Source organism: Brevibacillus nitrificans (assembly GCF_003710965.1).
GTDB lineage: Bacteria > Bacillota > Bacilli > Brevibacillales > Brevibacillaceae > Brevibacillus > Brevibacillus centrosporus.
In genome coordinates, this window is record NZ_RHHU01000015.1 from 1 (window position 1) to 20,169 (window position 20,169).

Annotated in this window: 20 protein-coding genes; 10 read left to right on the top strand and 10 right to left on the bottom strand. The window is 51.5% G+C overall.

Annotated features, from left to right (window positions below; translation table 11 throughout):
* Positions 1–59: 59 nt before the first annotated feature.
* The 4 genes from menC to EDM59_RS22120 all read right to left on the bottom strand — a co-directional run bounded on the left by menC (position 60) and on the right by EDM59_RS22120 (position 6,041).
* Positions 60–1,208 carry an o-succinylbenzoate synthase gene (gene menC / locus EDM59_RS22105; RefSeq protein WP_122925602.1) on the bottom strand — a complete coding sequence of 383 codons (1,149 nt, stop codon included), beginning with the start codon at positions 1,206–1,208 and terminating at the stop codon, positions 60–62.
* 33 nt (positions 1,209–1,241) lie between these two features.
* The gene (locus EDM59_RS22110; RefSeq protein ID WP_122925603.1) at positions 1,242–2,378 is read right to left on the bottom strand and encodes a M20 peptidase aminoacylase family protein; all 1,137 of its coding nucleotides are present in this window, start codon (positions 2,376–2,378) and stop codon (positions 1,242–1,244) included.
* A gap of 40 nt (positions 2,379–2,418) precedes the next feature.
* On the bottom strand, positions 2,419–3,825 hold the full coding sequence (locus tag EDM59_RS22115; RefSeq protein ID WP_122925604.1) for a YfcC family protein: 1,407 nt from the start codon (positions 3,823–3,825) through the stop codon (positions 2,419–2,421).
* A gap of 188 nt (positions 3,826–4,013) precedes the next feature.
* Entirely contained in the window at positions 4,014–6,041 is a 2,028-nt protein-coding gene (locus EDM59_RS22120; RefSeq protein ID WP_122925605.1) for a sigma-54 interaction domain-containing protein, read from the bottom strand.
* 194 nt (positions 6,042–6,235) lie between these two features.
* On the opposite strand from EDM59_RS22120, the gene EDM59_RS22125 reads away from it, so the two are divergent.
* The gene (locus tag EDM59_RS22125) at positions 6,236–6,910 is read left to right on the top strand and encodes a LytTR family DNA-binding domain-containing protein (RefSeq protein WP_122925606.1); all 675 of its coding nucleotides are present in this window, start codon (positions 6,236–6,238) and stop codon (positions 6,908–6,910) included.
* A 146-nt stretch (positions 6,911–7,056) separates the two neighbouring features.
* Entirely contained in the window at positions 7,057–8,571 is a 1,515-nt protein-coding gene (gene scpC, locus EDM59_RS22130) for a succinyl-CoA:acetate CoA-transferase ScpC (RefSeq protein WP_122925607.1), read from the top strand.
* 108 nt (positions 8,572–8,679) lie between these two features.
* Here scpC and EDM59_RS22135 read toward each other — a convergent pair whose 3' ends face one another.
* Positions 8,680–9,855 (bottom strand): MFS transporter, encoded by a 1,176-nt coding sequence (locus EDM59_RS22135; protein WP_122925608.1) that lies wholly within the window; start codon positions 9,853–9,855, stop codon positions 8,680–8,682.
* 162 nt (positions 9,856–10,017) lie between these two features.
* On the opposite strand from EDM59_RS22135, the gene EDM59_RS22140 reads away from it, so the two are divergent.
* The 7 genes from EDM59_RS22140 (at position 10,018) to EDM59_RS22170 (ending at position 15,977) form a co-directional block, all read left to right on the top strand.
* Positions 10,018–10,458 (top strand): Lrp/AsnC family transcriptional regulator, encoded by a 441-nt coding sequence (locus EDM59_RS22140; protein ID WP_122925609.1) that lies wholly within the window; start codon positions 10,018–10,020, stop codon positions 10,456–10,458.
* 219 nt (positions 10,459–10,677) lie between these two features.
* Positions 10,678–11,406: an amino acid ABC transporter ATP-binding protein gene (locus EDM59_RS22145; protein WP_122925610.1), complete on the top strand. Its 729-nt coding sequence runs from the start codon at positions 10,678–10,680 to the stop codon at positions 11,404–11,406.
* Between the two features lie 53 nt (positions 11,407–11,459).
* A complete protein-coding gene (locus EDM59_RS22150; protein ID WP_092270523.1) occupies positions 11,460–12,314 on the top strand; it encodes a transporter substrate-binding domain-containing protein in 855 nt (284 codons plus the stop codon).
* An 85-nt stretch (positions 12,315–12,399) separates the two neighbouring features.
* Positions 12,400–13,053, top strand: a complete 654-nt coding sequence (locus EDM59_RS22155) for an amino acid ABC transporter permease (RefSeq protein WP_122925611.1) — start codon at positions 12,400–12,402, stop codon at positions 13,051–13,053.
* A 14-nt stretch (positions 13,054–13,067) separates the two neighbouring features.
* Complete coding sequence (locus EDM59_RS22160) at positions 13,068–13,718, top strand: amino acid ABC transporter permease (RefSeq protein WP_092270529.1); 651 nt, start codon at positions 13,068–13,070, stop codon at positions 13,716–13,718.
* A 76-nt stretch (positions 13,719–13,794) separates the two neighbouring features.
* Positions 13,795–15,063: a sensor histidine kinase gene (locus tag EDM59_RS22165; protein WP_122925612.1), complete on the top strand. Its 1,269-nt coding sequence runs from the start codon at positions 13,795–13,797 to the stop codon at positions 15,061–15,063.
* Positions 15,063–15,977, top strand: coding sequence for a response regulator (locus EDM59_RS22170; RefSeq protein WP_122925613.1), 915 nt, complete (start codon positions 15,063–15,065; stop codon positions 15,975–15,977). Before EDM59_RS22165 ends, EDM59_RS22170 begins: the two co-directional genes overlap by 1 nt.
* A 70-nt stretch (positions 15,978–16,047) precedes the next feature.
* On the opposite strand, the gene EDM59_RS22175 is transcribed toward EDM59_RS22170, so the two are convergent.
* From EDM59_RS22175 to EDM59_RS31190, 5 genes are all read right to left on the bottom strand, one after another.
* Positions 16,048–16,815 (bottom strand): pirin family protein, encoded by a 768-nt coding sequence (locus EDM59_RS22175; protein WP_122925614.1) that lies wholly within the window; start codon positions 16,813–16,815, stop codon positions 16,048–16,050.
* 53 nt (positions 16,816–16,868) lie between these two features.
* Positions 16,869–17,255: a DoxX family protein gene (locus tag EDM59_RS22180; protein WP_122925615.1), complete on the bottom strand. Its 387-nt coding sequence runs from the start codon at positions 17,253–17,255 to the stop codon at positions 16,869–16,871.
* Between the two features lie 102 nt (positions 17,256–17,357).
* Entirely contained in the window at positions 17,358–17,984 is a 627-nt protein-coding gene (locus EDM59_RS22185) for an FMN-dependent NADH-azoreductase (protein WP_122925616.1), read from the bottom strand.
* 128 nt (positions 17,985–18,112) lie between these two features.
* Positions 18,113–18,559, bottom strand: coding sequence for a MarR family winged helix-turn-helix transcriptional regulator (locus EDM59_RS22190; RefSeq protein WP_122925617.1), 447 nt, complete (start codon positions 18,557–18,559; stop codon positions 18,113–18,115).
* 119 nt (positions 18,560–18,678) lie between these two features.
* Positions 18,679–18,840, bottom strand: coding sequence for a hypothetical protein (locus EDM59_RS31190; RefSeq protein ID WP_183193002.1), 162 nt, complete (start codon positions 18,838–18,840; stop codon positions 18,679–18,681).
* A gap of 228 nt (positions 18,841–19,068) precedes the next feature.
* Between EDM59_RS31190 and EDM59_RS22195 the strand changes: the two genes are divergently transcribed.
* A complete protein-coding gene (locus EDM59_RS22195) occupies positions 19,069–20,169 on the top strand; it encodes a carbohydrate kinase (RefSeq protein ID WP_122925749.1) in 1,101 nt (366 codons plus the stop codon).

Consider the following 20,169-nt stretch of genomic DNA (forward strand, 5'->3'; position numbering starts at 1 on the left):
TGGGGTTTCTCGACAAACTGGGGAGATCGCTGAGGATCTCCCTTTTCCTATTTGTATTTTTAAAAGTTGGGAATGACAGTCGTGGTCGATTCGCGGTTGGCGAAATAGCTTTTGTGCTCAATGAGGGCGTCGCGGACGACATCTTCGTTGATGACCATCCCGATCCCGGGAGCAGTCGGTACGTCCAGGACACCCGGAGCCGCGAAATCGATCATCGGGCTGACGACATCCGTTGCAAAGTAGCGATGAGATGGCGAGGTGTCGCCCGGAATCGTGAAGTTGGAGAGGGAGGCGATCGCGATATTGTGAGCGCGTCCGATTCCTACCTCCTGCATGCCGCCGCACCAAACCGGTACGTTGTGTGCCTGACACAGGTCGTGTACCTTTTTCGCTTCGGTCAGCCCGCCTACACGTCCGATCTTGATGTTGATGATTCGGCAGCTTCCGAGCTCGATCGCTTTGCGCGCATCCTCGACGGTGTGGATGCTCTCGTCCAGACAGATTGGCGTTTTCAGCTCTCTTTGCAGGGTCGCATGGTCGATGATATCGTCATGAGCCAGAGGCTGCTCGATCATGATCAGTCCGAATTCGTCGAGCTCTTTCAGCAGACCGATGTCATTGAGCGTATAGGCCGAGTTGGCATCCGCCATGAGCGGAACATCTGGACCGAACTTTTGGCGGATCGCACGCATCGGCTCTACGTCAGCGCCCGGCTTGATTTTGACCTTGATCTTCTTGTAGCCGTCACGGATAAAGCCGTCTACGCGCTCCAGCAGCTTTCCGATGGTCGGTTCGATCCCAATGCTGACGCCCACATCGATCTGCGTGCGTGTACCGCCTAATGCCTGGGAGAGGGAGATGCCGTTCATTTTCGCATACAGATCCCAAATGGCGCCTTCCAGTGCTGCTTTGGCCATGTTATTGCGGCGCATCCAAGAAAAAAGGCGGGAGACATCGTCAGGATGCTCGATCTCGCGGGTGAACAGCTGCGGGATCAAATACTTCTCCAGCATGTACCAGACCGTATCTACGTCCTCTTCGTTGTAGACAGGGACGTCCATCGCAACGCTCTCTCCAAAACCGACGTATGGACCACTGTAGGCGCGAACGAGGATGCACTCTTTGTGCGTCTCGAGGCCCATGCTTGTAACAAACGGAGCCGTTAATGGGATTTTGATACGCTGCAGGTCAACGCGTTCGATTTTCATGATCATCTCTCCTAGGCAATGGGATAGGGTGGATCAGCTATGGCGTTCGAAGGTGGACAAGACCGTTCGGGTCAGAATCTCGATACCGGAAAGCAGTGCTTCCCGATCAAAGGTCATCTGCGGGTGGTGCAGCCCGGGATGAAGACCACAGCCGAGTCCGAGCATCGTAGCGCGCAGATGCGGTCGTTCCTTTGTATAGTAATGGAAATCTTCGGCGCCAGGAGTGGAGATGGGAGCTTCCAGCTTGGCAGGCCCCAATGTCTGCGAGATCGCTTCGGCCATGATCTGCCGGGCTTCCTCGTTCACTTCGGCGGCGTAGACCCGCTCGGTGATGTCGTAGTGGACGGGTACATCATACAGCTTGGCGATATTCTGCAGGATGTGCTCGACCCTCGTAAACAGCGCATGAATAGCTTCGTTCGTCTGCGCCCGCAAATCGAGATGGAAATGCGCCGAACCAGGAATGATGTTCGTGCTCTTTCCGCCGGCGGACAGCTGCGTCATTTTGACGGAATACGGGATCAGTGGATCCAGGTGAATGCCTTTGAGCTGCTCCACAATGGCGGCAGCGACCTCGATCGCATTGACTCCGAGGTGAGGCCGCGCTCCGTGTGCATCGCTTCCCTGGATGTGACCGGAGATCGTACCTGCTGCACCGTGGAGGATGGCTGAGGCGGCCGTTCCATTTGGAATTTCCTGAATGGGACGCAAATGAACGCCGTACAGATAGTCGATGTCGTCCACTACCTGCTTGTTCACGAGGGTGAGCGCACCGTTCCCGGTTTCTTCGGCTGGCTGGAAAATGAAACGCAGCCGACCAGGCAGCTGGATGTTCTGGGCTTGGAGTACCAAGAGAACGCCCATCGCCATGGTCATATGTGCATCATGCCCGCAGGAGTGATTGGCGCGAAAGACACCGTCGACCTCTTGCCACAAGGCATCCATATCAGCGCGGACTCCCACCGTGATCGAGCCGGGAGCAGCGGGGCCATAGTCTCCTACGACGCCGGTCACATCCTCAAAGGTAGTGACGACGCAGCCGTGCTTACGCAAAAAACCGGCGATAAACGAGGTGGTCTCCTGCTCCTGCCAGCTCACCTCTGGATGCTGATGCAAGTGGTCGTACAGCGAAAAGATGACAGGGCGTAATTGTTCGATAGTGGTACGCATGATTCCTCCTAGGATGGGTGTCAGGATGTAGTCGCGAAGATCAGACAATGCCGAGATAAACGGCAGCAATCAGCGCGACGCAGGCGATCAGTGCCCAGCCCAAGAGCAGCTTCCAGATGAATTTGACCCATTTCTCATAAGGGATACCCGCGACAGCCAAATAGCCCATCAATGCGGAAGAAGTCGGGATGATCGAGTTGGTAACCGAGTCTCCGTATTGGAAGGCGAGTACCGCTACTTGACGCTGGATGCCCAAAAGGTCGGCTATCGGCACCATGATGGGCATCGTCGTCGCAGCTTGTCCGCTCCCGGAGGAGATAAACAGGTTGAGAACCGCCTGGATCAAGAACATCGCCACTACGTTGATCGCATCTGGCAAATGTCCGATGGCAGAGGTCAGTCCGTAAATCATGGTATCAATCGTTTTGCCGTCCTCGAGGACCACTGTGATGGCGCGGGCAAAGCCGACGATCAAAGCCCCGAACGTAACGGCTTTGGCGCCTGCCACGAACGAATCAAACAGGTTGTTAACCGAGAGTCCACCGACGAGACCTGCGACCAGACCCATGATCAGGAAGGAAGCGGTCAGCTCGGTCAGGAACCATTCGTATTTGAAGACACCGTAGACGTTGCAAGCAAGTCCAATCACCATAACCAAAAATACCAGCTTGTGACGGGTATTCAGCTCAGGGATATCCATTTCCACTTTTTCAGAGACGGCTTCCTTTTCGACTTCGTAAATCACACTCTTGGTCGGATCCGCTTTGACCTTGTAGGCGTAGCGCATGACATACCAGATCGCAAAGCCGAGGACGATGATATAGACTACTGTACGGAAAGCAAGGCCAGAGAAAAGAGGGAGCTGGGCAAGAGATTGAGCGACCCCTACCGTAAACGGATTGAGCATCCCGCCCATGAAGCCGCTGGCTGCCCCCATGGTGATCATGGCCGTACCGGTAACAGCGTCAAAGCCCATCGCACGGGCAAGCGCGATCCCGATCGGCACGAAGATGATGCTTTCTTCCGCCATCCCCATGGTGAAACCGCCAATAGAAAAGAGGAACATGGAAGCAGGAATCAACAGCTTTTCCCGTCCCTCTAAATGGCGTACGCCTTTGTGAATCCCTGATTCAATGGCACCGGTGGAACGAATGATGCCGAAAACCCCACTGACGATAAAGATGTAGAAAATGATTTGCGCACCTTTTTGCATCCCATCCGGAATCGCTTTAAACATGTCAAAGAATCCGACAGGGCTGCTTTCGACTGGATGGTAGCTGTTGTTCACGACGATGGTTTTGCCGGAGGTCGCGTCCTTGATGCGTTCGAATTCCCCTGTAGGGAGCACGTAAGAAGCAAGCGCTGCCAATACGATCATGATGAAGAGAATGGCATAGGTATGAGGCACAGAAAAACGTTTTTTGGCTGGAACTTTGTTCGGAGTCATGAGGTCACCTCGCTATGAATGGTTACATCTCGGTGAATTGCAAGGTGCGTGCCAAGATTCGACAAAGCCTGAAAAAGGCCATTTCTCCGGTGTTTTGCCTGGGTCAAAAAAGATGGGCATCTTTTTAGGAATGTTTATTAGGTTTATGCGCTCCTAATAATGCCTAATGATGACCGAATGAAAGTGGCCTAGATCCGAGCAAGACTGCGCAGCACCTCGATACCGTCCGCTGTAATGGTCGTACCTTGCCGTGTCGTTCCTGAGCGTACCAGCCCACGCTCTTCCAGCTGCTTGAGCTTGTTGCGTAGAGCGCTTTCCGTCCAGCCTGTTGACCGCAGGACAGGGGAGTTCGCTAGCTGGTAACGTCCGACCGGTTTATTGGTGACGTAATATTGATACAGGCACAGCAAAAGATCGACGTCTCGCTCATCGCTTGCCCGGAAAGAAGCTGCATTTTCATACGACTTTTGAGCCAGCCGCTGGGTTAAACGCTTGGGTAAATCCTCGATGGTAATGACGGGTCCTTCGCTGACCGCAGTCGCATAGTCCACGACATTCTTCAGCTCACGGATGTTTCCACGCCAATCATGGCTGTGCAAGAGCCCCATGACTTCTGGGGACCACGTTTTGCGCAAGCCCTGACTGCTCAAATGATCCTCGATCAATAAAGGAAGATCACTGATCCGCTCGCGTAGCGCAGGGATTTCAATCGGCAGGACAGCGAGGCGATAAAACAGGTCTTCGCGGAAATGGCCTTGCTCTACGGCATTCTCCAAATCCCGGTTCGTAGCTGCAAGGACACGGCAATCCACAGCGATAATCCCCGTCCCGCCTACCCGAATGACCTGCTTCTCCTGCAGGACACGCAGCAGCTTGACCTGAATGGCGGGGGAGATATCCCCGATCTCGTCAAGGAAGATCGTCCCGCCATCCGCCTGCTCAAACAGACCGGGCTTGCCACCTTTGCGCGCGCCGGTAAAAGCGCCATCCTCGTAGCCAAACAGCTCGCTTTCCAGCAGATTCTCCGGCAGCGACGCACAGTTGATCGCTACGAAAGGTCCGTTTTTGCGCAGGGAGTGCTGGTGAATCGCATGAGCGAACAGCTCCTTTCCCGTCCCGTTTTCTCCGAGCAGCAGGATGGTCTGGTTGTTTCGCGCCATTTTTTTGCTGACTTCGATCGCATGCTGGATCGGCTCGCTTTTTCCTTTGATGTCCTGAAAGGTATAAGTCGCTGTGTGCCCGCGCAAAACAAGCTGTGTGCGCAGACGCTGCAGCTCGGTGACGTCCTTTAGGGTGCAGACGAAACCGAGGCGCTCTTGGCGGCGTCGGATGCTCTGGCTGCTGACGATGAATTGCTTGTTGGCGAGTGTGACCAACGTATCTTCCTGGCCCTCCTGCTCGAAAAACGGCGCAAGAAAGCTGTGCTCTGCAAGCACCGTGTAGGGCTGCCCAACGACAGATGCCTCATGCGGGCAGAAAAGCTGGGTCGCAACATCGTTAATGAAGGTAATCAGGCCTTGCTGGTTGCAGGCAATCACGGGATCGCGAACCGCTTGAAACGTGGACTGAAGCTGGCTGTTCAGCTTTTGCACCTCCGCATAGGAAGTGCCCAGCAGCTTGGACAGCTCCGACATTTCCGCGATATAGGCAGAGAGATACTCACGCTCCCACTCGACAGGGATCCCTACTTTGCGGCCAATATCAATCAGATCGTGAATATGAATTTTGCGAAAGCCCAGATCGATCAGCTCCAGATGGGGCGGAGGCGGGACATCGGGAATGCTCATGATGACAGCATATTGAAGCGTGGGGTCATCAAATGTACAGCCGGGATGAAACGGAATGTAGTGGAGGTGATCTACGTTTGCCTCCAGCAAGTTTTGGATGACTTCCTGGGCAGTGACAGGCGAATTGTTCATGACGGGTACGGTCGTGCCTGGAGGAATTTGCATCAAAGCCTTCAGCTTGCGAAGCTCAAAGACGCGGTTCAGAACCGTGATGGGAACCTCATCCCCGACGACCTGGCGAGCGATCGTGTACAGCTCCGGTGATTTGGTCGTGAGAAAAACGTGGGATGCGTGGCGCAAATCCGGGATATGCTGGTGTGTGGCGTAGCCGATGACACGACAATAGGGTTCGAAATACGCTTTCAATTCTTTGAGCAAAAAATCCAAAGTATCTGTGCCTTTGGCAATCAAGACTATGGTATGTTCCATGCTGCACCGCCTTTTTCCAACGTACAGACCTCAGCAGAGGCTCCTTCTCGGTTGCTTTTTATGATAGCATACCGGGTGGTCCCTACCTTGGGGATTATGTACACAGAATGGAAAGACAAGGCTCGTTCGAAGGCGCTTGAAATGTGGTTTAATATGAAGGGAAGACTAATTGCGTGGGAGCAGGGGGAATCATAATGGAGAACTCATTGGTGCCAGAAGTGCTGCAGATGATAGGCGAAGTTGTGCCTGACGGCGTATCGATCGCGATATCAGATGGTGCACACTACCTGTACTACCAGCCAAGCTCCATCATTGATCTGAAAATCACACCAGGCGATTCCGTACCGGTCGGGTCTGCTACCTATAAAGCACTGCAAGAGATGGGAAAAGTGGCGCATTATGTGGAAAGCCGCGTCTTTGGAGTGGCCTACTACGGCCTTTCCCTGCCACTGGTCAGTCATGGTCAAGTCATGGGCTGCATTACGGCTATTTATGCTCCACAGGCGCTGCCGATGGCTGCACCGCAGGAGCCGCGCGTATCCGTTTTGATCGGGAAGGATGAAAATGGCTGGCTGCCACTCACCTTAAGCGAGATTGTGTATATCAGCTCCAACGAGGGCAAGACCCTTTTGCACACGGCGACAGGGGCGTATGCCAACAAATATTCCATGGCTGAGCTGGAAAGCATGCTGCCGCCAACCCAGTTTGTTCGTTGCCATCGTTCTTATTTTGTGAACATGGAAGCGATCGGATTCATTCACCCGCATTTTCATTCCACGTTTCTGCTGGAAATGAAAGATAAACAGAAAACACGAGTACCTGTAAGCCAGACGTATTCCAGTTCGTTCCGCCAATTATTGGGCTTTTAATTCGGCGGTAAATGAGAATGGTTTGCGGCCTGTTTTTCTGACTTTGCCTCTACAAATTCTGTTTTGTCCGAAATCGAGTGTGCGCTCAGATTGCATGTGCTAGGGTAGATACAATCAGAATGAAACATTTCGAGGGGGTCACTATCATGTGGGAGCGCTTACGCGATAAACGGATGGCAGAAAAAATCGTGACAGCTGAGGAAGCAGCGAGCTGGATCGAAAATGGCATGACGATCGGGCTAAGTGGCTTTACTCGCGCAGGGGATTCCAAAGTGGTGCCAGTGACATTGGCAGAACGGGCAAAACATGAGAATCAGCCTTTCGGGGTGAATGTATATACAGGGGCTTCAATGGGAGCCGATGTTGACTCAGTGATGGCGGAAGCAGGTATCGTGCTCAAACGCTTGCCATTCCAAGCTGATGCGACCATGCGTAAAAAAATTAACGATGGCAGCATCATGTTTGTCGATCAGCATTTATCGCATACGGCAGAGCTGATTCGCAATGGTGCATTGAAGCACATCGATTTCGCGATCGTGGAAGCGGTTGCAATTACAGAGGATGGCATGATTATTCCGTCGACCTCGGTGGGCAACTCCAATATTTTTGTAGAGCAGGCTGACCACGTCATCATCGAGCTGAACCTGGCGCAGACAGATGCGCTGGAAGGCATTCACGACATTTACACACCTGCCAAACAAGGAGAGCGCGAACCGATTCCGCTCGTTGCTGTAGACCAGCGTATTGGTACGAAGGGAATTCCGGTTGATCCGAACAAGATCAAAGGAATCGTGGTAACCAACATCATGGACTCGCCATCCTCCATCGTTCAGCCTGACGAGGAAACTGCTCAAATCGCAGCCCATTTGATCAATTTTTTGCGGGATGAGGTAAAAGCAGGGCGATTGCCGCAAAATCTCGCTCCGCTGCAATCGGGCATCGGGTCAGTCGCGAATGCGGTTTTCAACGGATTTTTGGATTCCGAGTTTACGGATCTGACGGTATACTCCGAGGTTCTGCAGGACGCCGTATTTGACCTGTTGGATGCAGGGAAGATTGCCTTTGCTTCCGGCTGTTCGATCACCCTGACGGATGAAAAAATGAAGCACGTAACGGAAAATTTCGCGCAATACCGCGACAAGCTCTTGCTTCGTCCACAGGAGATCACCAACCATCCGGAAATCATTCGCCGACTCGGCCTGATTGCCATCAACACGGCGATCGAAGCGGACATCTACGGAAACGTAAACTCCACCAACGTATCGGGTACGAAAATGATGAACGGGATCGGCGGTTCAGGCGACTTTGCCCGCAACTCTCGCTTGGGTATTTTCGTGACCAAGTCCATCGCAAAAGGCGGCAAGATATCCAGCATCGTTCCGTTTGCGTCTCATGTGGATCATACCGAGCACGATGTAGACGTCATCGTGACCGAGCAAGGACTGGCTGATCTGCGGGGACTGGCTCCTCGCGAGCGCGCGCTGAAAATCATCGACAACTGTGCGCATCCGATGTATCGTGATCAGCTGCGTGCCTACTACGCGGAAGCTCTTACACGCGGTGGACATACCCCACACGTTTTGGAAAAAGCACTTGCGTGGCACGTGCGCTATGCCGAGGAAGGTACCATGCTGGAGCAAGAGCCAGCCTTGGTGAGATAAATCGAGATCGTTAAATCGAAAGCGATCAGCCAATAAATGAAAATGCAAACCCGCCTGGCGCACTGCCTCGGCGGGTTTTTTGTCGCTGGAACGCAGCTGCATGTTCCTTTAAGCTTGCGAGGCTTTTGCGGGTGAGGAATGTCTCGCCTGGAAAAAGGACAGCCAGGCAAAGCCGAGTCCGATCAGCACGAGGCCGCCGCCGATCCAGCCGAGGTGGAGAAGGGCATTCTGGCTCGCCACGATCCCTCCCAGCGCTGCTCCTGCGGCAATACCCAGCTGAAAGATCGAGGTGTTGACGCTCAAGGCGATTTCCGCTGATCCCGGGGAGAGTGTGATCAAATAGTACTGCTGCGCGGGCACGGTTGCTTGCACCGCGCCGATCCAGAGAAAGGTAATGAGCATCGCAGTCACGATCAGCTGGGAGGCCAGCGGGAGAAGCAGCAAGGCAAGAATATGCACTGCGAGACTGGCATAGAGAGTCGAACGTACACCCCAACGGTCTGTGGCAAGACCGCCGATCCGTGATCCTGCCACACTGGCGATTCCGGCTAGGAAAAGAGCAGTACTAACCAGCGCTGTCGTCATTTCCGCAGCCTCTTGCAGAAGCGGAGTGATATACGTGTAGACGGTCGAATAGCCAGTGACAAAGAAAAAGGACAGGAGCAAAGCGTAGACCACCCGGGCATTTCTGAGGGCGCTCAATTGCGTCCGTAGCGGGATCGTCACCTCCCCTTTGACCTTCGGTAGATACAAACCGATGGCCAGGCAGGGGACCAGGCTCAGGCAAGCGATGAGTGCAAAGACCGGTCTCCACCCGAAGAATTCACCAGCAATCGTGCCAGCCGGAACACCTAGGACCAGCGAGACACTGAAGCCCATCAGCACGATGGCTATGGCACTGCCCCTCTTCTCAGGGGAAGCCAGCTGGGTAGACATCGCCAAGGCTACTACGGTATAGACACCACCACTCAGGCCAAGCAGGATGCGCGATGCCATCAGAAGTGGGAAGCCGGGCGAGAGCGATGCAGCCAGATTGCCCGCGATGAAAAGGTTGAATGCGAGGAGGAGCAGTTTTTTTCGATCCATCCGTCCGCTCAGCGAAATCAACAGAGGGGAGCCAAAGGCAAATGCCAAGGAAAAGGCAGTCACCAGCTGCCCGGCGAGGGAAAGACTCACATGGGTGTCGGTGGCGATCATCCCGATGATTCCGGTAATAATCGTTTCAGAGGTACCGACCATGAATTCTCCCAAAGCGAGCAAATAAATAAAAACAGTACGTGACAAGGGAAACCACTCCTTTTGAAAAGACGGCAGTAAATGCGTAGTGACATTTTACAAAAGGAAAATTATAATTTACATGCAGATTCAAAGGTATTTCGCACGTCATATTTATCAAAAACAAGTTATTTTTCGGTATAAACTTTTGGATTTGAAAGGGTGGTTCTTGTGGATCAGGTCGACTACAAGATTTTGAGTCTTCTGCATGAAAATTCGCGGATTCCCATGGCGGAGATGGGGCGAATCATCGGCATGACCCAGCCTGCCGTAAAGGAGCGGGTGCGCCGACTGGAGGAGCAGGGTGTGATCACGGGGTATCACGCATCGATCTCCCCTGCCAAGCTCGGAAAGCATACTACGGCTTTCATCCTGTTTCGAACGAAGCAATGTTCAGCATTTATCGATTTCTGCAAGCAATCGCCAGAAGTGACCGACCTGTATCGGATCAGTGGAGAGTACAATTACATGCTCAAGGTCGTAACGGAAACGACGGAGGAGCTGGTCGCCTTTTCCGAACGTACCGGTGATTTTGGATATTCCTACACGCTGATCGTACTGACCGCTCCTTTCGAGAAAAAAATGCTGATGGTCGAAGATAAAATCATTTGAGAAGCTCATAGTCATTACCGAAAAGCTCTGTTACCTGTGGACAGAGCTTTTTCTAATGGCAGACAGCAATTGGTCATGTCCCAATTCGGGGAAGTGATTATGTAACCGTTTGTATTTAGAAAATTACAAAGAGAGAGATATTTCTTTCGTCTTTTCGTGTAGTTTCGTGTAGAGTCCCGTTACGATATGTCTAACAAACAGAGAAGAGGGGGATTCTGGTTGATCAGTTTTCATCAAGTGAACAAACATTACGGAAGCTTCCACGTCTTGAAGAACATTGACCTACACATCAACCAGGGCGAAGTCGTCGTGGTAATCGGACCATCCGGGTCGGGGAAGAGCACGATGGTTCGTTGCATCAATCGTTTGGAAACGATTACAAGCGGTGAGTTGATCGTCGACAATGTGAAGGTGAATGACAAGGGCACCGACATCAACAAGCTGCGACGCGATATCGGCATGGTGTTCCAGCATTTCAACCTGTATCCGCACAAAAACGTGCTGCAGAACATTACGCTGGCTCCCATCAAGGTACTCGGTATTCCAGAAAAGGAAGCGATCGAGACCGCGATGTACTATCTGGAAAAAGTAGGTATCCCTGAAAAGGCTGAAAAATATCCGCTGCAACTATCGGGTGGACAGCAGCAGCGCGTGGCGATTGCCCGCGGTTTGGCGATGAGGCCGAAAATCATGCTGTTTGACGAACCGACGTCAGCGCTCGATCCGGAGACGATCGGTGAAGTGCTCGACGTGATGAAACGTCTGGCGCAGGAAGGCATGACGATGGTGGTGGTTACTCACGAGATGGGCTTTGCCCGTGAAGTTGCAGACCGCATTGTGTTCATGGACCAAGGACAGATTCTGGAAGAGTCCACGCCTGACCAATTCTTCGCCAATCCTCGTGAAGAGCGGGCGCGTCTGTTCCTAAGCCGCATTTTGAATCACTAGTTTTTTCGCAGAGGTAACAAGCTTTTCAAAACATAGAGAAAAGGGGCATTCACATGAAAAAAAGTGTTTGGAAGAAAGTAACGGGCTTGGGCCTGGTATTGATGCTCGGCGCAAGCGTTTTGGCAGGCTGTGGCGCGGGCAAAACCTCCGAGGGTGCTAGCCAGGGCGGTCAAGCAGCTTCTGGAGCTGCAGCTGGCACAGTGGCGAAAATCAAGGAGAGAGGCAAGTTCGTTGTTGGCGTGAAGTATGATCTGAACTTGTTTGGCTTAAAAGATCCTGCTACAGGAAACGTTGAAGGCTTTGACATCGATATCGCCAAAGCCATCGCTAAAAAGGTACTGGGCGATGAAAACAAAATCGAACTGAAAGAGGTTACTTCCAAAACGCGGATCCCGATGCTCAAAAACGGTGAAATCGATGCGATTATCGCGACGATGACCGTAACGGAAGAGCGCAAAAAAGAAGTCGATTTCTCTGATATTTATTTCATGGCGGGTCAATCCCTGTTGGTGAAAAAGGACAGCCCGATCAACGGACTTAAAGATTTGCAAAAGGGCATGAAGGTGGTAACAGCCAAAGGCTCTACTTCTGCGAAAAACATCCGTGAAAAAGCACCAGACGTAGAAGTGCTGGAATTTGAAAACTACGCGGAAGCCTTCACTGCACTGAAAGCGGGACAAGGCGATGCGCTGACTACGGATAACGCCCTCTTGTACGGCATGGCCAAGCAAGATCCGAATTACCGTGTAACCGAAGAGACGTTCACTGAAGAGCCATACGGAATCGCGATCAACAAAGGCGACGCAGAATTCGTGAAGACAGTAAACGACCTGTTGAAAGAAATGAAAGACAATGGTGAATACGACAAGATCTATGAAAAATGGATCGGCGAAAAACCGAAAAAGTAAAGCGGTAGGACTTCAAGAAGGATGAGCGGATACCCTACCGCTCATCCACTTATTTCTAACTGGCAAAGGGGGATCGATCATAGCGATGATTGATATGTCCATCCTGTTTGATCACTGGGATATGTTTCTCCAAGGATTCGGCAACACACTGAAAGCGAGCTTGCTTGCCCTCATTGGAAGTTTTCTGTTAGGTACGCTCATGGCCGTCTTCCGGATTGCGCCTGTACGCCCTCTGAACTGGGTGGGGACAGCGTATGTGGAATTCATCCGCAATATCCCATTAATTCTCGTTGTGTTTGTCTTCTTCGTCGGACTTCCTGCCATTGGCATCCGTCTGGAATCCTTTGTAGCCGGGACGCTGGGGCTCACTGTATACACCGCAGCTTTCATCGCGGAAACCATTCGTGCAGGGATTTTGGCTGTATCCAAAGGACAAACGGAGGCTGCTCGCTCTTCTGGGCTTACCTATGTCCAAACGATGCGCTACGTTGTTTTGCCGCAAGCGATCAAGATCGTGATTCCGCCAATGGGCAACCAGTTTATCAACCTGGTGAAAAACTCATCTGTGCTGGGCGTAATCGCAGGTCTCGACTTGATGTATTTCGGCGATCTGATTTCCGCAGATACGTTCGTTACGTTTGATGTGTACATCTTTGTGGCTGTTTTTTACTTGATACTCACTCTTCCGCTGAGTCTGCTCGTAGGATACCTGGAGCGGCGCTTGGCGAGAGCCAGATAAAAGGAGGGTAATCCATGGACTTTATTGGCGCATACGCTCCCAGTCATCTTACCTTCCTGCTTGAAGGTTTTTGGGTCACATTGCAGGTGGCCTTCCTGTCCATCGCTCTAAGCTTTGTCGTTTCCGTTATTGTCGGGGTCATACGCTATGCACGCATTCCGGTGTTGTCTCAAGTGCTTGCCACAGCAGTAGAGCTCGTTCGAAACCTGCCTCTCTTGCTGATCATTTTCTTCACGTACTTCGCATTGCCGGAAATCGGCATCAAGCTGGATAAGTTTTATGCGGCTATACTGGCACTGGTCATTTTTGAATCGGCCATGATTTCCGAGATCGTGCGCAGTGGTTTGAACTCGATCGAGAAGGGACAGATCGAAGCGGCACGTTCCTCCGGTCTTACCTACATGCAAACACTGTGGCATGTCGTGCTGCCACAAGCTCTTCGCCGCATGGTGCCGCCAATGGTGAGCCAATTCATTTCGCTTTTGAAGGATACGTCGCTGGCGGTCGTGATTGCCCTGCCAGAGCTGATGAACCACGCACAAATCATCAACGGCCGAAACGTAAACTACGTCATTCCGACATTCCTGCTGGTAGCGGTCATGTATTTTGTGGTGAACTATGCGCTGTCCATCATCTCCAAGCGCTTGGAAAATAGACACGCCTAATCTTTAACACTTTGCAGGTCTCCGATTCTCAGTACAATAGGAATGGGAGATCTTTTCTATGGAGAGAGGGGCGTCTATGCGAGAGCGTTTGTTGGTACTTCTCATTATTATGCTGGCAACCGCCTTCTTTGGGGAAATGAAGGTAAACCCTTTAGGGGGCTCTTTTCGTTTCTCACTGGGAATTGCCGCTTTCTTTTTTGGATTGCTGTGGTTCCAGGCGGTGCCGGTGCTGTTGACTGGTTTTCTGACCGGGACATTCATTCTCGGGTTTCGGGTTGGGCTTGATCACATCTTCAGCCAAGTGGGATGGATGGAGAGCCTGCAGATCCATTTGCCGTCCGCCTTTTACTATTTCAGCTTTTCTTTGCTCTTTCATTTTCTGAAGGCAAGGCGGTACTTGGAAGCCCCGTTGATCGTCGGGTTGATTGGTGCCTCTGTCGATTTTGTTTCCAATATGGTAGAGCTTCAGGTGAGGCATTTGTTCAATGATTTCCCTCCCATTACCTGGGAGAGTGTCTTTATGCTTCTCTTTTTTGGGGTCTTGCGCAGTTTTTTTGCCGTGGGTCTGTACAACAGCTTTTCGATCCGTCAGGTCAGGGCTGTAGGAGAGGTGCGCCAACAAGAGTTGGAGAAGCTGCGGATGATCAACACGGAGCTATATCAAGAAGCATTTTATCTGCGAAAATCCATGTCCCACTTGGAAGAGATCACGCGGGATAGCTATCAGCTGTATACGCGGCTTCTCTCTTCTGAAAATACGGAATCGTCAGCGGCTCTTCTCATCGCGGAAAATGTCCACGAGGTGAAAAAGGATTCCCAGCGCATGCTAGCCGGGTTGTCCAAGCTGATCAACCAGGAAGTGCTTGCGCCGCAGCTTCCGATCGCAGAGCTGTGTGGGCTGGTGATGCGAGCGAATCGAAAATATGCCGAAATGCTGGGAAAAGATATCGAATTTTCTCTGCGGTGTGACGTAAATTTGAGTACGAGCCAGATTTACGCTCTGCTATCTGTTTTGAACAATTTGGTGTCGAACGCAGTAGAAGCGATCTATTCCTCCGGCTGGATCGAGCTTGAGGTGAAGCTGGATCAGCGGAACATTCTATTTCATGTCGTAGACAACGGACCGGGGATTCCTAGTGAGGAAAGGGAATGGGTGTTTCAGCCAGGGTATACCACGAAGTTTGACGAGAACGGGAATGCCTCGACGGGAATTGGGTTAACACATGCAAAGGGGATCGTACACAGTTTGCAAGGAAGCCTGCAGATTATTAACGACTGGGGGCTAACCACTCATTTTAAAGTGAGCCTCCCGACGGATCAACTTTTACGAAAGGAGGGCGTATGATGATACGTTTCTTTCTGATCGAGGATGACCCTGTAGTGCGGAGAATGCTGGAGCGCATCATCATGGAATGCAATCTGGGGGAAATCGCAGGGCAGGCGAGCGATGGCATCGGCGTGTCCATCGATCAACTGTACGGCGTCGATATCGTGCTGATCGATCTGCTGATGCCGGGTCAGGACGGAATCCAGACGATCAAGAAGCTGCGATCGGAAGGATTTGCCGGTCGATTTATCATGGTGTCACAGGTGGAGAATAAAGAGATGATTGGCGAGGCGTACTTGCAAGGGATCGATACCTTTATCCAAAAGCCTATCAATCGCTTGGAAGTGATGTCGGTGTTGAAGCGCGTAGTGGATCATCTTTCATTGGAAGCTTCCTTGCAAACCATCCGCAAATCACTGCAGATTTTAGACGTGAAGGCCAAAGAACCCATAGATGCAGACCATAAAAGCAAGAGTTCGCAGGAAAGCAGTCTGGAACAAAAGGCGCGGCAATTGCTGCTGCAGCTCGGTATTGCGAGCGAGGCGGGTGCCCCTGATCTTTTGCTGATCATGCGCTGGCTCGGCGAGGAGGAGCAGAGGGGAGATAAGCTTCGCGAATTGCAGCTCAAGGAACTGTATACGTTCATCCTGCAAAAACTGCACGGGAATCTGGACGAGCAATCGATCGTAAAGGAAGTCCGCGCCATGGAGCAGCGTATTCGGCGCATGGTGATACAGGCTTTGACCCATTTGTCCTCGTTGGGGCTGACCGATTACGCCAATCCCACCTTTGAGCATTTCGCGCCCCGGTTGTTTGACTTTCAAGAGGTGCGGATGCGCATGCAGGAATTAGAGGCAGGAGAGAAAACAACGAAGTGCCGAATTAGTGTAAAGAAATTTTTATCTGTTTTTCTATTAGAAGCGAAAGCATAAAAAAGAGGGCCCCGCGGAGCAGATGAACTGCTCTGAGGAGCCCTGTTTTCGTACAGGAAAAGGAGTAGGATTATTTCCGATACAGCGGATAATCAACTTCTGTTGGCACCTGAATCAGGACAAGACGGAGGGGGGTGTTCCCGAAAGCCTCATAGACCAATTCACTATCGGAATCGGATGAGGCAACTACAAAATCACCTTGTGTCATCGATTGCTCCTCCTGAAGCTGGTCACTTCCGATGCTGCCGTCACCGAAGACTACTACCACTGCATGGGCGTACCCAGCAGGAAGACTCAGGCGATAGGACTGACCAGCCGGGATCGTGATGTCGCTCATGCGAGAGTCCGTAACGAGCTCGATCGGCGTATCTGGTCCGATGATTCGTTTGATTCGTACGCTGCCTTCTCCATCAACAGGAAATGCTTCGTGATCGTATTGATTGTAGGTCGGCGGACGCTTCACGGCAGCTCTGAGATGCGGCTCGAACCAGATCTGGAACAGTTCCGAATCCTGACTCAGCTCTTCCGCGTGGTGGGCACCTGAACCAGTCTGCATGATCTGGACACCGCCTGTAGTGACTCGCTGAACATTGCCCAAGGTATCGCGGTGACCAACTGTGCCATCTAGGACATAGGTCAAAATTTCAAAGCCGGAATGCGGATGCAGCGGAATCTCAAAGGTTTTCAATGATTTGGCCCAGGCCCAGTAAAAGAGGGGACCCACCCGGGTGACTGCCGATCCTTCACGGGGAAAGCCAATCGGTTTGTTTTCCACGATTTCTCCATCGCCAAAATGCCCTTTTGCTTGTTCATCTCGTGTGTAGACGCGGATATCCATGATTTCTGCCTCCTTTAGTTCCAGTCATTGGCGTCCAAGAAAAGTCTGGTCGATTAAAACAGAACGTAAGCGCCAGGGCCGATCAAAGCTACGCCGATGGCAACAGCGATCAAAGCCAGGTTGTATTCATAGCCGTTAGAGGTAGCCCAGTATCCGTTTTGACCGTGAACTTTTACAATCGCAATCAGCATGGTAAATGCAATCAAGATCGCTCCAACCCACGTACCGACACCAGCCGCAAACAACAGACCGCCAACAAGCTCACCCAATCCTGCGAGCAGCGCCATCAAGACACCAGGTTTAACACCGATAGAGTCAAGCCAACCGCCAGTTCCTTTCAAGCCGTAACCACCAAACCAGCCAAACAGCTTCTGTGTACCGTGCGCAGCGAAAGTCAAACCAATCACCAAACGAATAATAAGCAATCCAAGATCCATCATGTTTCATCTCTCCTTAAATGTTTTAAATTATAGTATTTTAAATTTGAGATATTGTGACTAAGGGAAAGCCTCAGTCGAGGCTTTCTTTTGCATAAGCAAGTCTTAGAATGTTTCAGCCAGTTTTGCAGCTTTGGTAATGCCTTCTTGCACGATTGCTTCTGCTTTGTCTGGGAATTGGTTGTGGCCTTCCACGATCACTTCAGTGATGTTGGAAACGCCCCAGAAGCCAAGCAGGGTGCGAACGTATTTGTTAGCCAATTCAATAGCTGCCATTGGGCCTTCGGAGTAAACGCCACCGCGTGCGCTCAGCAGAGCCACTTTTTTGTCGCCCATCAGACCTACAGGGCCTTCCGCTGTATACTTGAATGTGATGCCTGCTTGGGACAGGTAGTCCATGTAAGTGTGCAGAGGAGCTGGTACAGTGAAGTTCCACATTGGGAACGCGATCACAACTTTATCTGCTTCAGCAAATTGAGTCAGGTATTTTTTAACCAGCTCAGCGCCTTTTTGCTCTTCTGCAGACAGTTCCATACCTTTGCCTGATTTGAACATGGCAGTCAGCAGATCGTTTCCGTAGTATGGCAGGTTTTCAGCAAACAGGTCCAACTCAACGATTTCATCGTTTTGGTGAGTTTCTTTATAAGATTGAGCGAAAGCTTCGTAAAGTTTTACGCTCACTGCTTGCTCGACTGGTCGATCGTTTGCTTTAATCAATAGTACTTTACTCATGGAAGTAATATTCCCCTTTCGTTTTGTAAGTCGCTAACATTTAATTCGTAAATCTTGATTTTAAGACTATTATGCATTGAAGGTTTTGTCAAGCGCTTTTTTGGTGGAGCGTGGTCGCACCGCTTCGGCTAATAGCTCTCCTGTGCGGCACGACCCAGTTTCTTTAACAATTGGATAGCTTGTTTCTGTTCCTCCGGAGTAAGACCGCTGACTGCCCTTTCAATGGCTGTCTTGTGCGAAGGGAAAATATCCGCCAGCAGCTGGTTTCCTTTTTCCGTCAGCTCGGCATATATGACCCGGCGATCCTCCAAACAGGGTTTGCGGATCAGAAGCTGCTTCTTTTCTAGTTTGTCCACCACGTAGGTAATGTTTCCGCTGGAGATAAGGATCTTTTCGCCAATCTGCTGCAAAGGCTGCGGTCCTTTATGGAAAAGAACCTCCAGCACGCCAAACTCGGTAGGATTGAGTCCGTGCCGGCGAATGTCACGATTGGTATGGGCTGTCACCCAGTTGTACGATCTCGACAGGACGACCATCAGATCGAGGGAATCGTCTCGAACATACTGTTCTGACATGGCTCCCCCTCCTTTCAGGTGAATATCTTTAATTTAAGATAATGTTTATGGTACATGATTGATTTAGGCTTGTCAAACAAAACCCTGACCTAGATAAAAGCGTCAGGGAGAGCTGTGTTTTAGTATTCGACTTTGGTTACCTCTTCTAATGGAGCAAGGGGATTCGTATTTGCTTCTTCAAGCTCGCGCTGCAGCAATTTCTCATGTCCTTCATCGGAAAGGTCAAAATAAAAGTATTCCGGCGGGTCCTTTTTCGCTTGTTTCGGGCGTTGATCTGGCATGATAATCCTCCTTGTCTTTTTTCCTATTGTTCTCCAATCCGTGGGATTCATGCTCATCGCTCGCAAGTACTCATTGGGACGGACCCTTTTGCCCAATGCCGAGCCGTTATCCGCCTCGCGTTAGCAAATTAGACATATTTCACCTGGTTGCAAAACTTTTGTTTAAGTGATAGACTTTTGTTTGTAAACGAAGCTGTGAATGCTACTGAGGAAGAAAGGAGGATGACCGTGGATAAAGAAATGCAGATTTTGCAGCATATTCGCCACAATCCGTTTATCAGCCAGCAGGAATTGGCTGATCTCATGGGCATCTCCCGTTCGGCTGTCGCAGGCTATATCGCGCAGCTAACCAAGCGCGGCGAGATCAAGGGACGTGCTTACGTACTGCGTGACGAAGGCTCGATTGCCTGCATCGGCGGCGCCAATCTGGATCGCAAGGCGCGCGGCAAACAGCAAGTGCGCCTGCATTCCTCCAACCCCGTGACGATCATGGAATCGTGCGGAGGGGTCGCCCGCAATATCGCCGAGAATCTGGGCAGGCTGGGCTGCAAGACTTCGCTGTTTACCAGCATCGGGGAAGACAAGGAAGGCGAATGGATCCTGCAGGAAACGCGTAAGCATGGCGTTGATATCAGCCAGGTGTGGAGACTGCCTACCCAGCGGACAGGCACGTACACAGCGCTGCTGGACATCGACGGAGAGATGGTTGTCTCCCTCGCGAATATGGACATTTACGATGCGCTGACACCTGAGATGTACGCAGACAAATGGTCGCACATCGCTTCGGCCCAAGCGATTTTCCTGGATACAAACGTACCGGCAGATTGCTTGGCCTACATCATCGAACGCTGCCGAGAAGAGAGTATTCCGCTCTTTGTGGACCCGGTCTCTTCTGCTAAAGCCAAAAAGCTTCCACAGCGATTGGACGGAGTAGAAGCGATTTTGCCCAATCGGGAGGAAGCCGAGCTGTTGGCGGGGATGAGCATCGGATCGATCGAGGAGTGTGCCGAGGCTTGCCGCAAGATCAGGGAACGCGGCGTCAAGCGGGTCATCGTCACGATGGGTGAGCAAGGCATTTACTATCAGGCAGAGGATGCAGACGAGCAGTTCACTCCATACCCAACGGAGGTAGTGGATGTGACGGGAGCAGGAGATGCCTTTGCCTCTGGCCTGCTGTATGGATACGTGAATGGAGAATCTTTTGAACGAGCATGCCAGCTGGGGTTGGCCGCATCTGCGTTGACCTTGAAAACAGAGCAGTCGGTATCTCCGCTGCTGCGACCGGAACAGCTCGAGCAAACCGTAGACCAATACGAAAAGGAGAGATAA